This is a genomic window from Flagellimonas sp. B-3 (assembly GCF_056857835.1).
Genome location: NZ_JBSXNW010000011.1, coordinates 117,757 through 132,030, shown reverse-complemented (window position 1 = coordinate 132,030; position 14,274 = coordinate 117,757). Strand labels below are relative to the sequence as shown.

13 protein-coding genes and 1 tRNA gene are annotated in these 14,274 nt (G+C 41.4%); 3 read left to right on the top strand and 11 right to left on the bottom strand.

The features are described 5' to 3' along the window. Position 1: 1 nt before the first annotated feature. The 4 genes from AC13CS_RS01680 to AC13CS_RS01665 are packed head-to-tail and all read right to left on the bottom strand — an operon-like array spanning position 2 to position 3,473. Entirely contained in the window at positions 2–661 is a 660-nt protein-coding gene (locus AC13CS_RS01680) for a peptidoglycan recognition protein family protein (RefSeq protein WP_293163600.1), read from the bottom strand. Continuing rightward, entirely contained in the window at positions 648–1,049 is a 402-nt protein-coding gene (locus AC13CS_RS01675; protein ID WP_293165238.1) for an RlpA-like double-psi beta-barrel domain-containing protein, read from the bottom strand. Before AC13CS_RS01675 ends, AC13CS_RS01680 begins: the two co-directional genes overlap by 14 nt. Before the next feature lie 32 nt (positions 1,050–1,081). Continuing rightward, positions 1,082–2,569 (bottom strand): FG-GAP repeat domain-containing protein, encoded by a 1,488-nt coding sequence (locus AC13CS_RS01670; RefSeq protein ID WP_293163603.1) that lies wholly within the window; start codon positions 2,567–2,569, stop codon positions 1,082–1,084. Positions 2,570–2,600: 31 nt separating this feature from the next. Then, positions 2,601–3,473, bottom strand: a complete 873-nt coding sequence (locus tag AC13CS_RS01665; RefSeq protein WP_293163606.1) for a pirin family protein — start codon at positions 3,471–3,473, stop codon at positions 2,601–2,603. Between the two features lie 50 nt (positions 3,474–3,523). Between AC13CS_RS01665 and AC13CS_RS01660 the strand changes: the two genes are divergently transcribed. After that, positions 3,524–4,858 (top strand): serine hydrolase domain-containing protein, encoded by a 1,335-nt coding sequence (locus AC13CS_RS01660; RefSeq protein WP_293163609.1) that lies wholly within the window; start codon positions 3,524–3,526, stop codon positions 4,856–4,858. Between the two features lie 907 nt (positions 4,859–5,765). Here AC13CS_RS01660 and AC13CS_RS01655 read toward each other — a convergent pair. Both AC13CS_RS01655 and AC13CS_RS01650 read right to left on the bottom strand, forming a co-directional pair. Continuing rightward, positions 5,766–6,959, bottom strand: a complete 1,194-nt coding sequence (locus AC13CS_RS01655) for a DegT/DnrJ/EryC1/StrS aminotransferase family protein (RefSeq protein ID WP_293163612.1) — start codon at positions 6,957–6,959, stop codon at positions 5,766–5,768. 14 nt (positions 6,960–6,973) lie between these two features. Then, entirely contained in the window at positions 6,974–7,726 is a 753-nt protein-coding gene (locus tag AC13CS_RS01650; protein ID WP_293163615.1) for a sulfite exporter TauE/SafE family protein, read from the bottom strand. A gap of 153 nt (positions 7,727–7,879) precedes the next feature. On the opposite strand from AC13CS_RS01650, the gene AC13CS_RS01645 reads away from it, so the two are divergent. Together AC13CS_RS01645 and AC13CS_RS01640 are read left to right on the top strand one after the other, a co-directional pair. Next, positions 7,880–7,964: transfer RNA gene (locus AC13CS_RS01645), tRNA-Ser, on the top strand. 251 nt (positions 7,965–8,215) lie between these two features. After that, a complete protein-coding gene (locus tag AC13CS_RS01640) occupies positions 8,216–9,445 on the top strand; it encodes a site-specific integrase (RefSeq protein ID WP_163624472.1) in 1,230 nt (409 codons plus the stop codon). A 364-nt stretch (positions 9,446–9,809) separates the two neighbouring features. Here AC13CS_RS01640 and AC13CS_RS01635 read toward each other — a convergent pair whose 3' ends face one another. The 5 genes from AC13CS_RS01635 to AC13CS_RS01615 form a co-directional block, all read right to left on the bottom strand. Further along, positions 9,810–11,135 (bottom strand): Fic family protein, encoded by a 1,326-nt coding sequence (locus tag AC13CS_RS01635; protein WP_482888333.1) that lies wholly within the window; start codon positions 11,133–11,135, stop codon positions 9,810–9,812. A gap of 399 nt (positions 11,136–11,534) precedes the next feature. Continuing rightward, positions 11,535–11,990, bottom strand: coding sequence for a DUF6730 family protein (locus AC13CS_RS01630; protein ID WP_163624470.1), 456 nt, complete (start codon positions 11,988–11,990; stop codon positions 11,535–11,537). Between the two features lie 10 nt (positions 11,991–12,000). Continuing rightward, complete coding sequence (locus tag AC13CS_RS01625) at positions 12,001–12,861, bottom strand: relaxase/mobilization nuclease domain-containing protein (RefSeq protein WP_239057367.1); 861 nt, start codon at positions 12,859–12,861, stop codon at positions 12,001–12,003. 5 nt (positions 12,862–12,866) lie between these two features. Beyond that, positions 12,867–13,163, bottom strand: coding sequence for a mobilization protein MbpA (mbpA, locus tag AC13CS_RS01620; protein WP_163624468.1), 297 nt, complete (start codon positions 13,161–13,163; stop codon positions 12,867–12,869). Positions 13,164–13,208: 45 nt separating this feature from the next. Further along, entirely contained in the window at positions 13,209–14,111 is a 903-nt protein-coding gene (locus tag AC13CS_RS01615) for a CHC2 zinc finger domain-containing protein (RefSeq protein WP_163624467.1), read from the bottom strand. Positions 14,112–14,274: the final 163 nt, after the last annotated feature.

The window sequence follows — 14,274 nt, the reverse complement described above, 5'->3', positions numbered from 1 at the left end:
TCTATTGTTTTGTTGGAACAGGCTTAAAGTTAAATTTTTTAGTGGCATTTCTTACCTTTTCCACAAAATCCATCCCCGGGTCTGTTTTTTTGGTTCGATAGCCATCGTCCACTTCCAACCAAAGTGGATGCCCTTCGAACAAGGTATATTCTTGGTGGCCGATTACATAATCAATATCATATTTTGATGCCAAATAGTTGACCAAATAAATATTGGATTTGAGTTGCTGCTTGGTCAAGGGAAATCCCTCTGTGCCACCAACATTTTCTATTCCGATTGCGCAATGGTTTAAACCAATTGTATGGCGTGCCATGGTGGTTTCGGGCATTAAACGATAAATGGTTCCATCTTGGTCTACCAAAAAATGTGCAGAAACATTAAGACCACTTACGTTTTCTATGTCCGGACGCCAGTTGGGCAAGGTAGACCTATTAAAGGCTTCAAATGATTTTTTAAGAGATGGAATGGCTGTCCAATGCAAAACCACCATTTTTGGGGTTATTATGGGAGTGTCCTGCCCTATTTCATATCTGTTTAATAAATATTCCTTGGTCAGTTCAACCCGTTGTTCATCAAAAATAATGGGAATGTCCACAATTTTCTTTTGAGTGGAGCATGCCACCATGGCCAAGGCCCATAGAATTAAACTAGTTTTCTTCATTTGTGGTATTTATGGAATCAATGGAAACGGCGTAGCAGATAATCAATTTTTTTCTACCCCATTCGCGTGCTTTTTTAACGTCTTTTCCCATGTAAATGTCTATTCGGTTGCGCCAGCGATAATGCATTTTGTCCTTTACATAAAATGTGTCGGGAAAGGTATCTATTTTTACCATGGTGTTATGAGTGAGTCCCATTTTAATTAGATCTCGTGAAACCGCTATGCTTTTCATCCCCGGTTTTAAGGTGTCTCCCCACGCCGCCACGGAAGGATTAATGCTATCCGTTTGCCAAAAAACGGAATTGTATGCTGATGCGGTGACTTCATGGCCGTACCATTTATATTTTGCAGGGGGTTCTACGGGTTCTTTTTTTTGGGCACACCCCATCAAAATTAGAAATGCTATAAAGGGCCATCTTTTCAATACAATACATTTTCCAATACCATAATATCCACATTATCGTTCTTCCAACGTTCGGTCAAAACTTTAGGAACTGGAGTAAAGCCTAAAGTTAAGGAGCTCAAAACAATATCCTCGTCGCCATCGTTATCAATATCCGAGGCATCCATTAAAAACCAGCGTGCCATAGAAGGGTCTTGCAAAATGTTTGTGGTAAATTCAAAACTGTCGGAATCCTTGTTTTCCAAATAGACAAAAGTAAGCTCGGGAAACTCTTGATAGTTGGGAAATGTACTGATCAGGGCAAAATCAAGGTCTCCATCTTGATCAAAATCACGAGATAGTATCCGTGTTGCGCCGTGCAGGGGATAAAAGAAGGCTTCGGAATAGGTACTATTACCATTATTGAGATAGATTCGCATACCGTGATAGGGTTTGTGCACATAGGAAATGTCTGCATTATCGCCTTGTACTGTAATAATATCTTCCAGACCATCGCCATTGTAATCCACAAACTCAAACCAACTGGTTCCAAAAACAGGACTAAACCCCAGAATGTTTTCTGCTTCAAAATCTAGGTTTTCTGTTTGATAAAAAACGGTAATACTCTCCCTGCTTTGGGTCATTAATGCCACAATGTCTTTTTTGCCATCTTGGTTCATGTCCTTGATCACGGTTTTAATGGCTCCCGGAAGATTGAGCAATGTTTTTTTGTCGTACCCTCCTGATTTATTTTTGACCATCAAGGACAGTTGCCCTGTCTCATTACCAAATTCACTGACTATAAGTTCATGTACACCATCATTATTAAGGTCTTCCAAAAGTGTATGGACCGGTCTATGAAAATCGTGGTTCATTGAAAGGGTATCTTCACCTACTTTTCCAATCATTTTTCCTTTGACCAATTCAGAAGGACGGATAATGCCCACTTCACTGATAATTTCTAGGGAATCCTTTTTGCTATACCATGTTACAGGACTCTTTCCTTGGTAAATAGCGGTTGATTTTTCTTCACTAAAATTAAAAACACCCAAATTTCCTGAAAGGTCACCGTAATATACTTCGTTATCCTTGTCCAAAAACTCCAGATAGGTCACCATAGCCCCATTTTCATCATCCAAGGAATAAGTTTTGGTCTTAAATTGTACGAGAGTGTCGGTTTGTGGCATGGGTATAGCTTCCAAATATTCTGGGGCATTAGATACGATATAGGTTTCCAGTTGTGCCCACTCTTTGAGTGTTATTTTGGGTCGAAAACCATATTCTGCCACATTGTTGTCTTGGTACAAGCCTTCCACTTCCATACGTTCCATCATGGCGGGGAGCACATATTCTTTCCAAACATTCTTGGGCAATGCATCAATCTTGGGCGGTAGGTGACAACTGGCACAGTATTTAGAATAGAGTTGAGCTTCTTTTGATTTTGGCTTTTCCTTGTTGCAAGAACCCATTAAAAGTATGAGCACAAAGGCAGTCAAGGAATAAAAATATAAAGGTCTGTTTGGCATTGGCTGGTCAGGGTGTCGGGGATTGAGGGTTTTAGTTGGGCAATGGAACATAGGTATCATCGTTTTCCATCATTGGAAAAGTTTTATCTCTCCATGCTTTTTTGGCCTGTTCCAGTTTTTCTTTGCTAGAGGAGACAAAATTCCAATAAATATAACGTTCCTCGGGAAAAGGTTCGCCCCCAAACAGCAATAAATGTGTATTTGGTTTTAGTTTAATGTTGCAGGTGTCCTCCACTTTGGATACCAAAATATTCCCTTCTCCTACCGTTTCGCCACAAGCTTCAATGCTTCCTTCCACAATGCAGATCCCAATTTCACCTTTTAAATTTCCATTGACATTGAGGTTGTAGTATTCCTTGGCCTTTACCTCGACCATAAACAGATTGGAATGTACCGGCACGGGGGATTCTTTGTCATAACCCTCACCTGCGACCAATTTATATTCGGTACTGCCATCGGTCCATTTGGGAATGTCTTTTTCATCAATATGGTGGAATTGGGGGGCCATATCCTCCAGTTCCTTTGGCAAGGCTACCCAAATCTGATAGCCATGGGCTGTAAAGGTGTTACCATTGCGCAGGTCTTGTGGGGTTCTTTCAGTGTGGGTTACTCCCTTTCCTGCGGTCATCCAGTTTACGGAACCGGGTCTTATCCGTTGGTGGGTGCCAAGACTGTCCTCGTGGATAATTTCCCCCTCCAACATAAATGTCAAAGTGGATAAACCCATATGCGGATGCTGATTCACATCCATATACTTTTCAGGCCCTAACTGTGTGGGACCCATATGGTCTATAAAAATAAAGGGGCCGATCATGCGCTTTTTACGGAAAGGAATCAGTCTTCCCACTAAAAAGTCGCCAATATCCCTACTACGTTCCTCAATGATCAATCCGATGTTGGACATGTATAATTGTTTATATTTAGATGCAGAAAGTTACAAATACATACTATACCATGAAACTACTTAAGCGTGTTTTACTGCTTCTCCTTGTTGTTATCGGAGTAGTTGTTTACCTGAATTACCCCAAATTGAATATTATTTCCGGTTATGCCGCCAAAAATGTGGCTTCTGGTGTGTTTGTGGCCAATCGCTCCGCGGCTAGCATGAACCAATATGACAATAGTGCTCCTTTGATCGAGATTGCTTCGACAGAGGTAAATAAAAATGAGGAATCCGCCTCTTCAACCGTTTATGGTCTGATGAAGCGTACAGCGGTACATCGCGATGGATTGGGTGCGGTTTTGATCAATGATGATTATGACCCAAGCGCATTGACCATCAAACCACAAAGAAACCAAACTCCAGATACTATTCCCTATCCCTACGGGCAAGCAGCTCCAGTGGACACCGTATTGCCGGAAGTGGATATGGATCAAATCAACAAAGCGATGGCGATGGCATTTTCTGAGCCCGAAACACAAAAAACACGGACTATGCTCATTTTGTACAAGGGGCATTTGATTGCCGAAAAATATATTGATGGGTTTGATAAGGATACCCCCATTTTGGGCTGGTCCATGACCAAGAGCGTGTTGGCCACTTGCTACGGTATTTTGGAACATCAAGGCAAGTTGGAAATGGATTGGCCCGCTCCTATTCCTGAATGGAAAGATGATGAAAGAAAAAACATTACTTTGAACCATTTGTTGCGTATGCAAAGTGGTTTAAAATGGGATGAAGATTATACGGGCATTTCGGATGTTACCCGTATGTTGTTTTTGGACAGTGATATGACACAGGCGCAGCGTAATAAAAAAGCAGTTGCTGAACCAACCGAGATTTGGAACTATTCCTCGGGCACCACCAATCTATTATCTGGAATTCTACGGCAACAGTTTAGAAGCCATCAAGAATATTTGAACTTTCCCTACTCCGCCTTGATCGATAAGATTGGAATGTACTCTATGATTTTGGAGGCTGACATTGTAGGAAACTATGTTGGGTCTTCCTACGCATGGGCCAGTACACGCGATTGGGCCCGTTTTGGACAGTTATATTTGGATAAAGGCAATTGGAACGGAGAACAATTGTTTGATTCTACTTGGGTGGACTACATCACCAAGCCCACCATAAACTCTGATGGCACTTATGGGGCACATTTTTGGCTTAACGCCGAAGGTAAGTACCCCGATGTACCCAGGGATATGTTTTCTTGCAACGGTTTTGAAGGCCAACATGTATTTATTATTCCTTCCAAAGACTTGGTCGTTATACGAACCGGTTTGGCCGAGGAACCTTATTTTGATGTAAACGGGGTGCTGTCAAACATCGTAAAAGCAGTACCTTAAATCGATGAGACATACTAAAATTCCCAAAAAACCACATAATCAAGGTACTTCACAACAATAATTTCGTTTACGGGAATGCTCGTGGTAGTTTTACCATGTAATAAAAAACGAAAGTAATTTTTTCATTTTCATATAGTGTTCTCGTAGAAGAGTCTTGACCATAACGGCAGGGCTCTTTTCTATTTGGGGCTATCCGTAACTTTTAGTCTGACACAAATTCCACGAATTACTCTAATTCAGTTCTGTGTCATCTGAGCTTTGCGAAGATTCTCAATTTTGATTTAAGAATCAAAAAAAAGGATTGCCACATTCATTTCTAAGCGTCAGCCTGAACTGGTTTCAGGGTCTCACCATATGGATTCCGTGTTGTACTTCGCTCAGCAATCGCACAGAATGACAACTGCTTGGCTAGGAGAATCTTCTTAAATTGTTCTTTATTGGCTGACACGAATTTCACGAATCACACCAATTCTATTACAGGTCATTTCGAGCTGTCACCCTGAGCGCAGTCGAATGGGGATAGCGAGAAACTCAGATTCTTCAGTCGTTACACTCCTTCAGAATAAACAGTTCTCATGCAAAAAGCAGCTAAATAATTACAACAAAACATCATATCACAACAAGTAAACGTGACTTCACAACAATAATTTCACTATTGTGGAGTTGCGGGGTACATTTACATTGTAATTAATCAGAAAGTAATTTTTTCATTTTCATATAGTGTTCTCGTAAAAGAGTCTTGACCATAACGGCAAGGCTCTTTTCTATTTGGGGTTGTTCTTCGCCTTGAATTTGTTTCAGGATTTCATTACAAATGGATTCCAACGTAATAAAACTTTTCATTGTTCCATATCGCCTGATAAAGACGACAACGGTCATACCAATATCCTAGCAAGTAACCCTATGTTTATATAGAAGATTTTATGGCCGTCACCATTTTTTTGGCACGTTCGGCCACTTCTTTTTCCGACCATCCCAATTTGATCAAGCAGGAGATATTTCTGGACATCCATTTATCGGATTCAGAAAAATCAGCCTTTTCGTAATCGGGTAATGACTCAATGACATCCTTTGGTAATTTGCCCAAGGATTTCATCTGGATCAAATGGTCCCATTTTTTGTAATAATGCCAGTTATTGTCATACCAATAAAAACATCCATCTACTCCGGTTTCAATCAATTCTTGATGAGCCACCTGAGCCAATTCCTCCGTGGGCATAAAGAAGTTCAGAAAAGAATAGTTCTCCTCTCCCCCATCCGGGACAGTCCTAAAAACAACTTCTGGAATGCTTGACAATGCTTCTCGTATAATCGTGTAATTTCTCTTTTGAATGGCAATAAACTCATCCAAACGGGCAAGCTGAGCTACTCCTACAGCAGCATTCATCTCGGAAATTCGAAAATTATATCCTAAAAAAGGGTGCTCCTCGGCTCCCCGATTATTTCCAACATGATCGTGACCGTGATCTGAATATTTATGGGCGTTTTCGTAATAATTTTCATTATTGGTGATAACGGCGCCACCCTCACCACAGGTAATGGTCTTTACATAATCAAAAGAAAAACAGCCTAAATCGCCTATGCTTCCCAAAGGTTTCCCGTTGTAGGTGCCTCCAATAGCTTGACATGCATCTTCCAGTAATAAAAGTCCATGTTTGTCACAAATGGCTTTCAAGGCATCTAAATTGGCCATGGAACCGCACATATGTACAGGCATTACCACTTTGGTTCTCGGGGTGATGGCCTTTTCCACCGCTTCTGGTTTCAAAGTAAGGGTATCATCAATGTCAACTAAAACGGGGACGGCACCCAAAGCCAGAATGGATTCAAAACTGGCCACAAAAGTAAAAGTGGGCATAATCACCTCATCTCCCGCTCCAACGCCTGCACTGGCCAAAGCAACTGTTAGTGCGGCAGTACCGCTACTTACGGCATGTGCATGTTTGGACTGCATTCTTTCTGCCAAACCAATTTCTAACTCCTTTGTTTTCCAATGTCCGTTTCGTATGGCATCGAATCCGTAGCGCATTAGCACTCCGGAGTCCATAACGTCCTGTACTTCTTTTCTTTCCTTGTCTCCAAAAAGTTCAAATCCTGGCATACTTGTATTTTATTTTAAAAAAACCATAGTTTGATGGCCATCAAAACTACGGCTATCACTAAAAATGTTTTTATGAATCCGTCCCCCTTTTTTACGGAGAACCTACTGGCAAACCATGCCCCTGAACCATTTCCTATGGCCAGCACAAATCCCAGTTTCCAATCTACTTTATCGTTAAATGCAAAAACAGCCAAGGCTGCGAGCATATAAATAAACACCACGGCTACCTTTGTGGCATTGGACCTCACGAGGTTCATTTGATTAAAATAATGCAAAAATAGCAGCATTAAAAAACCAAGTCCGGCATTGATAAAACCACCGTAGATCCCAAAAAAGAAAAATACGATCATACTCACCCATAAATATTTACCTGTGAGACGTTCCTGCATTTCTCCTATTCTCATCTTTGGCTTAAAAATGATAATGAGCACCACGGCCAACATTACAATGGCCAAAATCCTATTAAAGGTTTCCCCATCTATGTCCACAGCAATGTATGCCCCGATAATGGAACCCAAAAAGGCAGCGATGCCCAAATACAGGTTAAAGGGAAAGGTGGTAACGCCCTTGCTTCTAAAGCCGGCCGTTCCCAGCGCGGTCTGTACCACTATGGCCACTCTGTTGGTTCCATTGGCAACAGCTGGTGGCAATCCCAAAAAAATGAGAGTCGGCAAAGAAAGTAACGAGCCACCTCCTGCCACGGTATTTATAAATCCTACTGCAAAACCTACAGCCACCAAGAGCAAATAGTGGTACCATTCTAGCATAATACAAAGGTATAACCATTGTTTTGAACGGCATACTGATTTTGACAAACTTTAAATGGGGGATGTACAAAATGTTTTATCCCTCCGATTTAAACAATAATGCAAAAAGGTCTTTTGGGATAACAAAAAGCTTTATATATTTGCACCCGCTTAGGAGGAATGGCAGAGTGGTCGAATGCGGCAGTCTTGAAAACTGTTGAGGGTCACACCTCCGGGGGTTCGAATCCCTCTTCCTCCGCTGAGAGACATCATCTCAAAACAAGAAACCCTGTAAATTATTGATTTACAGGGTTTTTATTTTTTTTGATATCAAATGATATCATTTAATATCATCCTAATAGGTGCCCAATTCGGTGTCACCTGCAATCTCACCAAAAAGGGACACCTAATATCATTTAAAATATTATTAATCAACATATTACAGGGATTATTTTTTAATATTTTTTTACTAATTTCAAGGCAAATAATGTTAAAATAGGTGTCCCTTTTATGTTATCTCTCTTATTCTACATCAAAAAGCACAAAACCGACAAAGTAGGCCGGGCAATGATATACATCAGAATCACGGTAAATGGAAAGCGTTCCGAATTCAGCACGGGCCGCAAAATTTATCCCAACACTTGGGATGCCACCAATGGGAAGGTGTTAGGGTTCTCGCAAGAAGTACGTCAACTGAATTCGCAATTAATGAAAATACGGACCGACCTATTTCGGCATGCGGATAAATTGAAAGACAAGGGCCGACCATTGACTGCTGTGTCACTTAAAAATTCTTACCTAGGTGCGGATAAGCCCTCAAAAATGTTATTGGAAATCTTTCAAGAGCACAATGACAGGGTTGAAAAATTAGTTGGAAAAGATTTTGCTCCTGGTACAGCAGAACGTTACAAAACAGCAAAAAGTCATCTGGCCGAATATTTACAGATCGAACTTCGAAAGAAAGATATTCCTGTCGTAGATGTAGATCATTCATTTATTTCAGGTTTTGAATATTATCTAAAGACAAAAAGAAAGTGCAGCCATAACACGGCCATCAAATATGTGGTGAACTTTAAAAAAATCATAAGGATCGCTTATGCAAATGGCTGGATCAAAACAGACCCCTTTGCCAATTGGAAAGCCCGATTAAAAACTGTAGAACGAGAATTCCTGACTGATGAAGAGCTTCAACGACTAATGAATCATCCTTTTACAAATGAACGGTTAGAGCATGTAAGGGATTGTTTTGTTTTCTGTTGCTTTACCGGATTGGCCTATGCGGATGTGAAAAAATTGACACATGACGATTTTGTGATAGGGATTGACGGGGATTTATGGATCAACACCAAACGTACCAAGACAAAAACAAAAAGTAACATTCCCGTTCTTCCAACAGCATTGATGATTCTTGAAAAATACGAGCATAGCCCCTTACTTGTAGATAAAAAGGTGCTACCCGTATTGACCAATCAAAAAATGAATGCCTATTTAAAGGAAATAGCGGATCTAAGCGGAATCAATAAACACCTGACCACCCATTTGGCCAGACATACTTTTGCGACTACCGTGACACTTTCCAATGGCGTCTCCATTGAGTCTGTAAGCAAGATGCTGGGGCACAAATCACTCCGAACCACGCAGCATTATGCAAAAATATTGAACCGAAAGGTCAGTGAAGATATGCAATTGTTAAAAAAGAAATTGAGCTTTCAAGAAAAGATCAAGTCAAAAAACGCTTAAACCTTTTGCCCCTTGATATTGGCCCTTGTAGAAACATATCAGGAAGAAGAGCATTTAGAAATATCGTTAGAGCACCAAAAATTACTCAATTAGCGTTTGGCCGACCACATAGCTGACCCAGAAGCCGGAAAAGATTGGAAAATCCTAAAATCTGGGCTACACAAGAAATATGGCCTTAACAAAGGGAGTTCCGGAAAAACCCTGATGCAATATGTAAATTTCCTTATTTTACAGGGGTTAACAAGGTATGACGTACAAATGGGAAACAAAAAATTAGTGCTGTTTTTTTGAGCCGGTAATATCTTTTTCATTTTTTGACTGATAGGACATATTCAAATAGAAATTAATAAAATCACCATTAAAGTTACTTAATCTGTTTTCCCTTTTCCGTTAACCTATATCGTTGCTTACTGCTTTTCGGTTTATCCGGGATTGTCATTTCAATCAATTTTGCATCAAGTGCCGGCTGTAAATAATTATATAAAAATGTTGGACGATGCCTCATGTCTAACTTTGTCATTAATTCTGCCGTTGTAGTTTCATCCCTACCTATTACAGAAAGTAATTTTGAAACTTGTTCGGTAACTTGTTCGGTAACTTGTTCGGTGATTTTTTCAGAAGAAGGAAAAGTCATTCTGGTAAAGTTATCCATAAACCGGAAACATTCCTTTCCGTAACTCTTTAAAATCCGTGGAACGCCAGAGCCCAGTTGCTCTACCAAATCCAAATCCCTGTATATACGCATTAGCTCCTTATTCCTCGGCATAGAAACGCCTTCAAAAAAATCTTCTTTGCTAAGTCCGTCCGGTAAGGAACCGGCAGATGTTATTTCAATCCTGTCGTCAAATATTTCAAACTTAGGTGGTACTTCTCGGGTGTAGTCATTATGTACTATGGCATTATATATAGCTTCACGCAAGGCTACAGGATTCCATAACTTTCGCTCAATACGTTCTTTTGATGTAATGGTCGCAAAAGTTGTATTTTCTACTGCAATTTTATCCAGTACACTTTTTGTGGCCTTAATGAGCGAGCAATATCCATATTCATTATTTTCAAGAAGGTCTACCCGATCTAGGCCTTTATATTTAGCAACTTTAATAGATACATTGTTTACATCTGCTAAAAGGTAGGCTGCATAGTTAAGGAAACCGTCTTCGGTAAGTAGTTCTAAATTCTTTTTAAACTGTTTGTTAAGAGGTTTACCATTCTCCTGATAATAGATATGTAGCTGCTCAAAACTTAAGTCCTGGCGATGCGATTTTATTTTTCCTATTGAATTACGTGTACGGCTGGCGAAAAGTTTATCAATCATAGCTTGCGGCATGGGTTCGGCCGCTGTGCCTACACGAATAAAACAGCCTTTTTCGGTCATGCCGTATTTCTTTTTGAAATAGGGCTTTTCACTTCCACCGGCAACAATAATCTTGATAATGTCTTTACCGTCACGTTCTTCAGCCACTACATCAAATAAACCCATGGCCGAAGGAGCAATATTGTTTTTGATACGGTCTTTGATTTTAAGCATATCACTGTCAATATCATCTACACCAAGTACTTTCCCTTGCTTATCAATGCCTAAGTAAATTAACCCGCCTTCCAAATAATTGAGGAAAGCAATCACTTCCTTTTCCAAATCCAGGTCTCTGGTTAATTTTTCTTTGTATTCTATTCTGTTTGTTTCAGACATTATCAGTGATTTGATGTAAAAATAATCTTTTATATACACCTACTAGGGCATCTATTTTAATTAATAGAATTCCCCAAGGCTCTGCCTCGGGTGTAGTAAAGGAAATGTTTAAAAAACGGATGGTTTTTTAAAAAATGATAACATATTGTTCCGTTGAATACCTCGTGGGCTTGCTCCGAGGATTTTTTATTACCAAACAACAGCCATCCCCCGGAGGTATTCACAAAATTGGATTTCAGTTCTAAGTCTGATTAAAGTAGTTATTAAGGGGGACTAAGGTTTATGGGGAGACCACTTGTCCCCAAATCCCTTACCCCAACTTCAGCGCTCGGATCCTATCCTATTTTTGTAGCAGTTCGGAAAGAAAAGCGTATAACAAAAATAGGATAGGGCGCTGTCCTACTTTTTGCCTTCTACCTCCAGCCATTTTTGATAGAGTTCCTTTGCCTCTGGGCTTTCTTTAAAGAATGTCCCATAGTGTTCAATGGCATCATCCTGACCTTTTATATATGCTGTCTCTTCCTTCTTGGCTATCCTTGACACCTGATAGATTGAAAATCCAAAGACCAACAAGACCGTGACCAACAACCCCCAAGTAAGTTTTATGGCCCAACCGGGCAAGAGAATGGACCGCTCTACTTTATGAAGAATCCTTTCCATCAGTCTTTGTTGTTCCTTAATGTTGTTTTTTTGGTTGTTGCCATACTCCTTTAGAAGATTATTTAACTCAGTGGTATCTGGCCTCAATGGGAGATTTTGCAAATTTTCATGCACCTTTTCCAAACGGTCTATACTCTTCTCAAACCCGTTGACCTCCTCTGTCAACAGTTCCGCTATTTCATCCAGTTTTGCCATAATGTTCTGTTTAGATTCCTATTCCAGTGTCCCTGACCACTTTTATGGCCAGTTTGATGGTCTTCTTTATGATGGTCTGGGTCAGGCTTGTTGGGATATTCACAGTCCGGCCCAAAAGCTGCATGCTCCTGTCCTTGGCTATCCGCTGTGCCATGTTCTTTTCAAAGTTCATTTGACGGGCGATCCTGCCCATGGACATGGACCGGTGCACCTCGCTTCCTTTTAGGTTGGTTCCCTTGTACTCAAAACGAAAGCCCTGCAATTGGTTCTGCCTATTGATGCTGGGAATGACCTTTACATTGTTCTGCTCCATCGACTTGATGTACTGATCAAAGTCCCTTGGCCGTTCCCTGGCCATGACCTTTTCATGGATCTTCTGTATTTCCGATCGGACATGTTGCATCCGGTACAGTTTTTCCTGTTGTACCTCCTTTACCGTGGTCAGGTCCATTTGTTTGGCCACCCGTTCCGCCACTTGTTGGCTCCGCTTTCCGATGAAACTGTCATTGTAGGCTTTTCCCTGAAAGTTTATCCGGTTGGCATACAGATGGACATGTACATGTTCCTTGTCCCTATGGATAAAGGCAACGGCCTGGTGCTGCTTGAGGTTCATCTCCTTGAGGAACCTTTCGGTCATTTCCTTGAGCCGTTCGCTTTCCAGTTTCCTCCCGTCCTCTATGGTGGGACTGAGCACAAAGCTCAGTGTGTTCTTCCGGCACAGCTCGTTCTGTTCTTGGATGACCTTGAACTCCTCGGTGATCTCCCTTGGGGTCTCCCCGGCCAGATATTGGCTATGGATGATCTCCGATCCTTTCTCCTGGTTCATCCCGTAGCTCATCGAGGCTGCAGTATGCGATATGGACTTTCCCATTCCTATCATTTTTTAAAGTTTAAAAGATGTTGTCTTATCTCTTTGGCCAGCTGGGCCGTTTCCTCGGCCAATCTGGTGTTCCGCTTCCGGAACATGTTGGTGATCAGCCTAAAATTCCGTTGGTATTTGACCAATAGCTTGTAGGCCTCTATCTGTTCGTCCGTCATCCGCTCCACGATTCGGTCATCGAATGCGGCACGTCGACAGTACTCGCTGAGGGAAAGACCGCTCTTCAGGGCCTTTACCTTCAGCAGTTTCTTCTCGTAGACCGAGCAGCGGAACTGGACGAACTCTTTCTTCATTTTCCCATCAACTTTTGCGACCTTCGGGAGCAAAAGCAAGATTTGTCATGACAATGACACATCTTGAATTCGTTTCCGAACTTCATCCTTTGCGTTTTTTACCTTCCATACGTTTATATCTTTAAAACCTTCATAGAGGAAGGACATATCCCTACTGTTCGGGCACTTTTCCAATAAAAGTTCCGTCATCCCCAGTCCCGTTTTGTCTCTGTCAAGAAACAGCTCCACATTTTCATATTCCCCTATCTCTGTGACCATCCGTTTTACGAAGGCCGTGGTGTTCAATACCAGAAGGTCATGGCTGTTTACGATATCCGGCATCAGCTCCATTAGGGTGAGCATATCGAACATGCCTTCGGTAATGGCCAATTTCTTTGATCTGTTCCCCATCATCGAAACATCCTTGGGCGATGTGGATCCTTTCCAATAGCTGTTCCGCAGTTCCCAGCCTCCAGACCTGTTCTGTAATCCTATGCCAAAGTATGTCCGTTCTCCTATCTTATAATGGACCTCCTTGCACAGTTTTCTTGCGGTCTTGGTCGAAACCTTTCTGGAGCTCAGATAGTTTTGCAGGGCCCTGTGCTCGATCTCCTTTTCCTGGATGATTTCAATCGGGTCGGCCCTATGTTCCTTCTTGGTTGGATTCGGCCGCCGGTGAAAAGAAAAATGGCCCATGTTCCCGGACAATCGTTCCAATGCCTCCTTTACGGAACAGTTTTCCATTTTCATGATCAGGTCTATGGTACTGCCACCTTCAAAGGTCCCAAAATCTATCCAGTAGTTTTCCTTCAATGATACCTTGAAAGAGGCTTGGGTCTCGCTCCGGAACGGGCTGAGGAACCAAGCTTCTTTTTCCGTTTTCCGGACTGGAAAGTGCCCCGACTTGGCCAGCGTGGAAACGATGTCAATGTTGCGGGCTTTTTCGCAGTCCATTCTTTTTTCTCTCATGGTTCTGTTTTTAATCGATTTTTGATGATTTGATGACAAACCTCTGGGGGACCCTATAAATACTGGTTGTTCCCCCGTCATCATTTTGTCATCGTTTCATCACTTTTGTTTTTTTCTTCATTGTCCCTGTCATCATTTTTTATTTTGATGACAGAATGATGAC

Bases quoted from the DNA above. Each gene is read 5' to 3' on its own strand.
- AC13CS_RS01655 (WP_293163612.1), bottom strand. From the start codon at position 6,959: ATGCCAGGATTTGAACTTTTTGGAGACAAGGAAAGAAAAGAAGTACAG.
- AC13CS_RS01650 (WP_293163615.1), bottom strand. From the start codon at position 7,726: ATGCTAGAATGGTACCACTATTTGCTCTTGGTGGCTGTAGGTTTTGCA.
- AC13CS_RS01680 (WP_293163600.1), bottom strand. From the start codon at position 661: ATGAAGAAAACTAGTTTAATTCTATGGGCCTTGGCCATGGTGGCATGC.
- AC13CS_RS01675 (WP_293165238.1), bottom strand. From the start codon at position 1,049: ATGGGGTGTGCCCAAAAAAAAGAACCCGTAGAACCCCCTGCAAAATAT.
- AC13CS_RS01615 (WP_163624467.1), bottom strand. From the start codon at position 14,111: ATGAGAGAAAAAAGAATGGACTGCGAAAAAGCCCGCAACATTGACATC.
- AC13CS_RS01630 (WP_163624470.1), bottom strand. From the start codon at position 11,990: ATGGCAAAACTGGATGAAATAGCGGAACTGTTGACAGAGGAGGTCAAC.
- AC13CS_RS01625 (WP_239057367.1), bottom strand. From the start codon at position 12,861: ATGGGAAAGTCCATATCGCATACTGCAGCCTCGATGAGCTACGGGATG.
- AC13CS_RS01665 (WP_293163606.1), bottom strand. From the start codon at position 3,473: ATGTCCAACATCGGATTGATCATTGAGGAACGTAGTAGGGATATTGGC.
- mbpA (WP_163624468.1), bottom strand. From the start codon at position 13,163: ATGAAGAAAGAGTTCGTCCAGTTCCGCTGCTCGGTCTACGAGAAGAAA.
- AC13CS_RS01640 (WP_163624472.1), top strand. From the start codon at position 8,216: ATGTTATCTCTCTTATTCTACATCAAAAAGCACAAAACCGACAAAGTA.
- AC13CS_RS01660 (WP_293163609.1), top strand. From the start codon at position 3,524: ATGAAACTACTTAAGCGTGTTTTACTGCTTCTCCTTGTTGTTATCGGA.
- AC13CS_RS01670 (WP_293163603.1), bottom strand. From the start codon at position 2,569: ATGCCAAACAGACCTTTATATTTTTATTCCTTGACTGCCTTTGTGCTC.
- AC13CS_RS01635 (WP_482888333.1), bottom strand. From the start codon at position 11,135: ATGTCTGAAACAAACAGAATAGAATACAAAGAAAAATTAACCAGAGAC.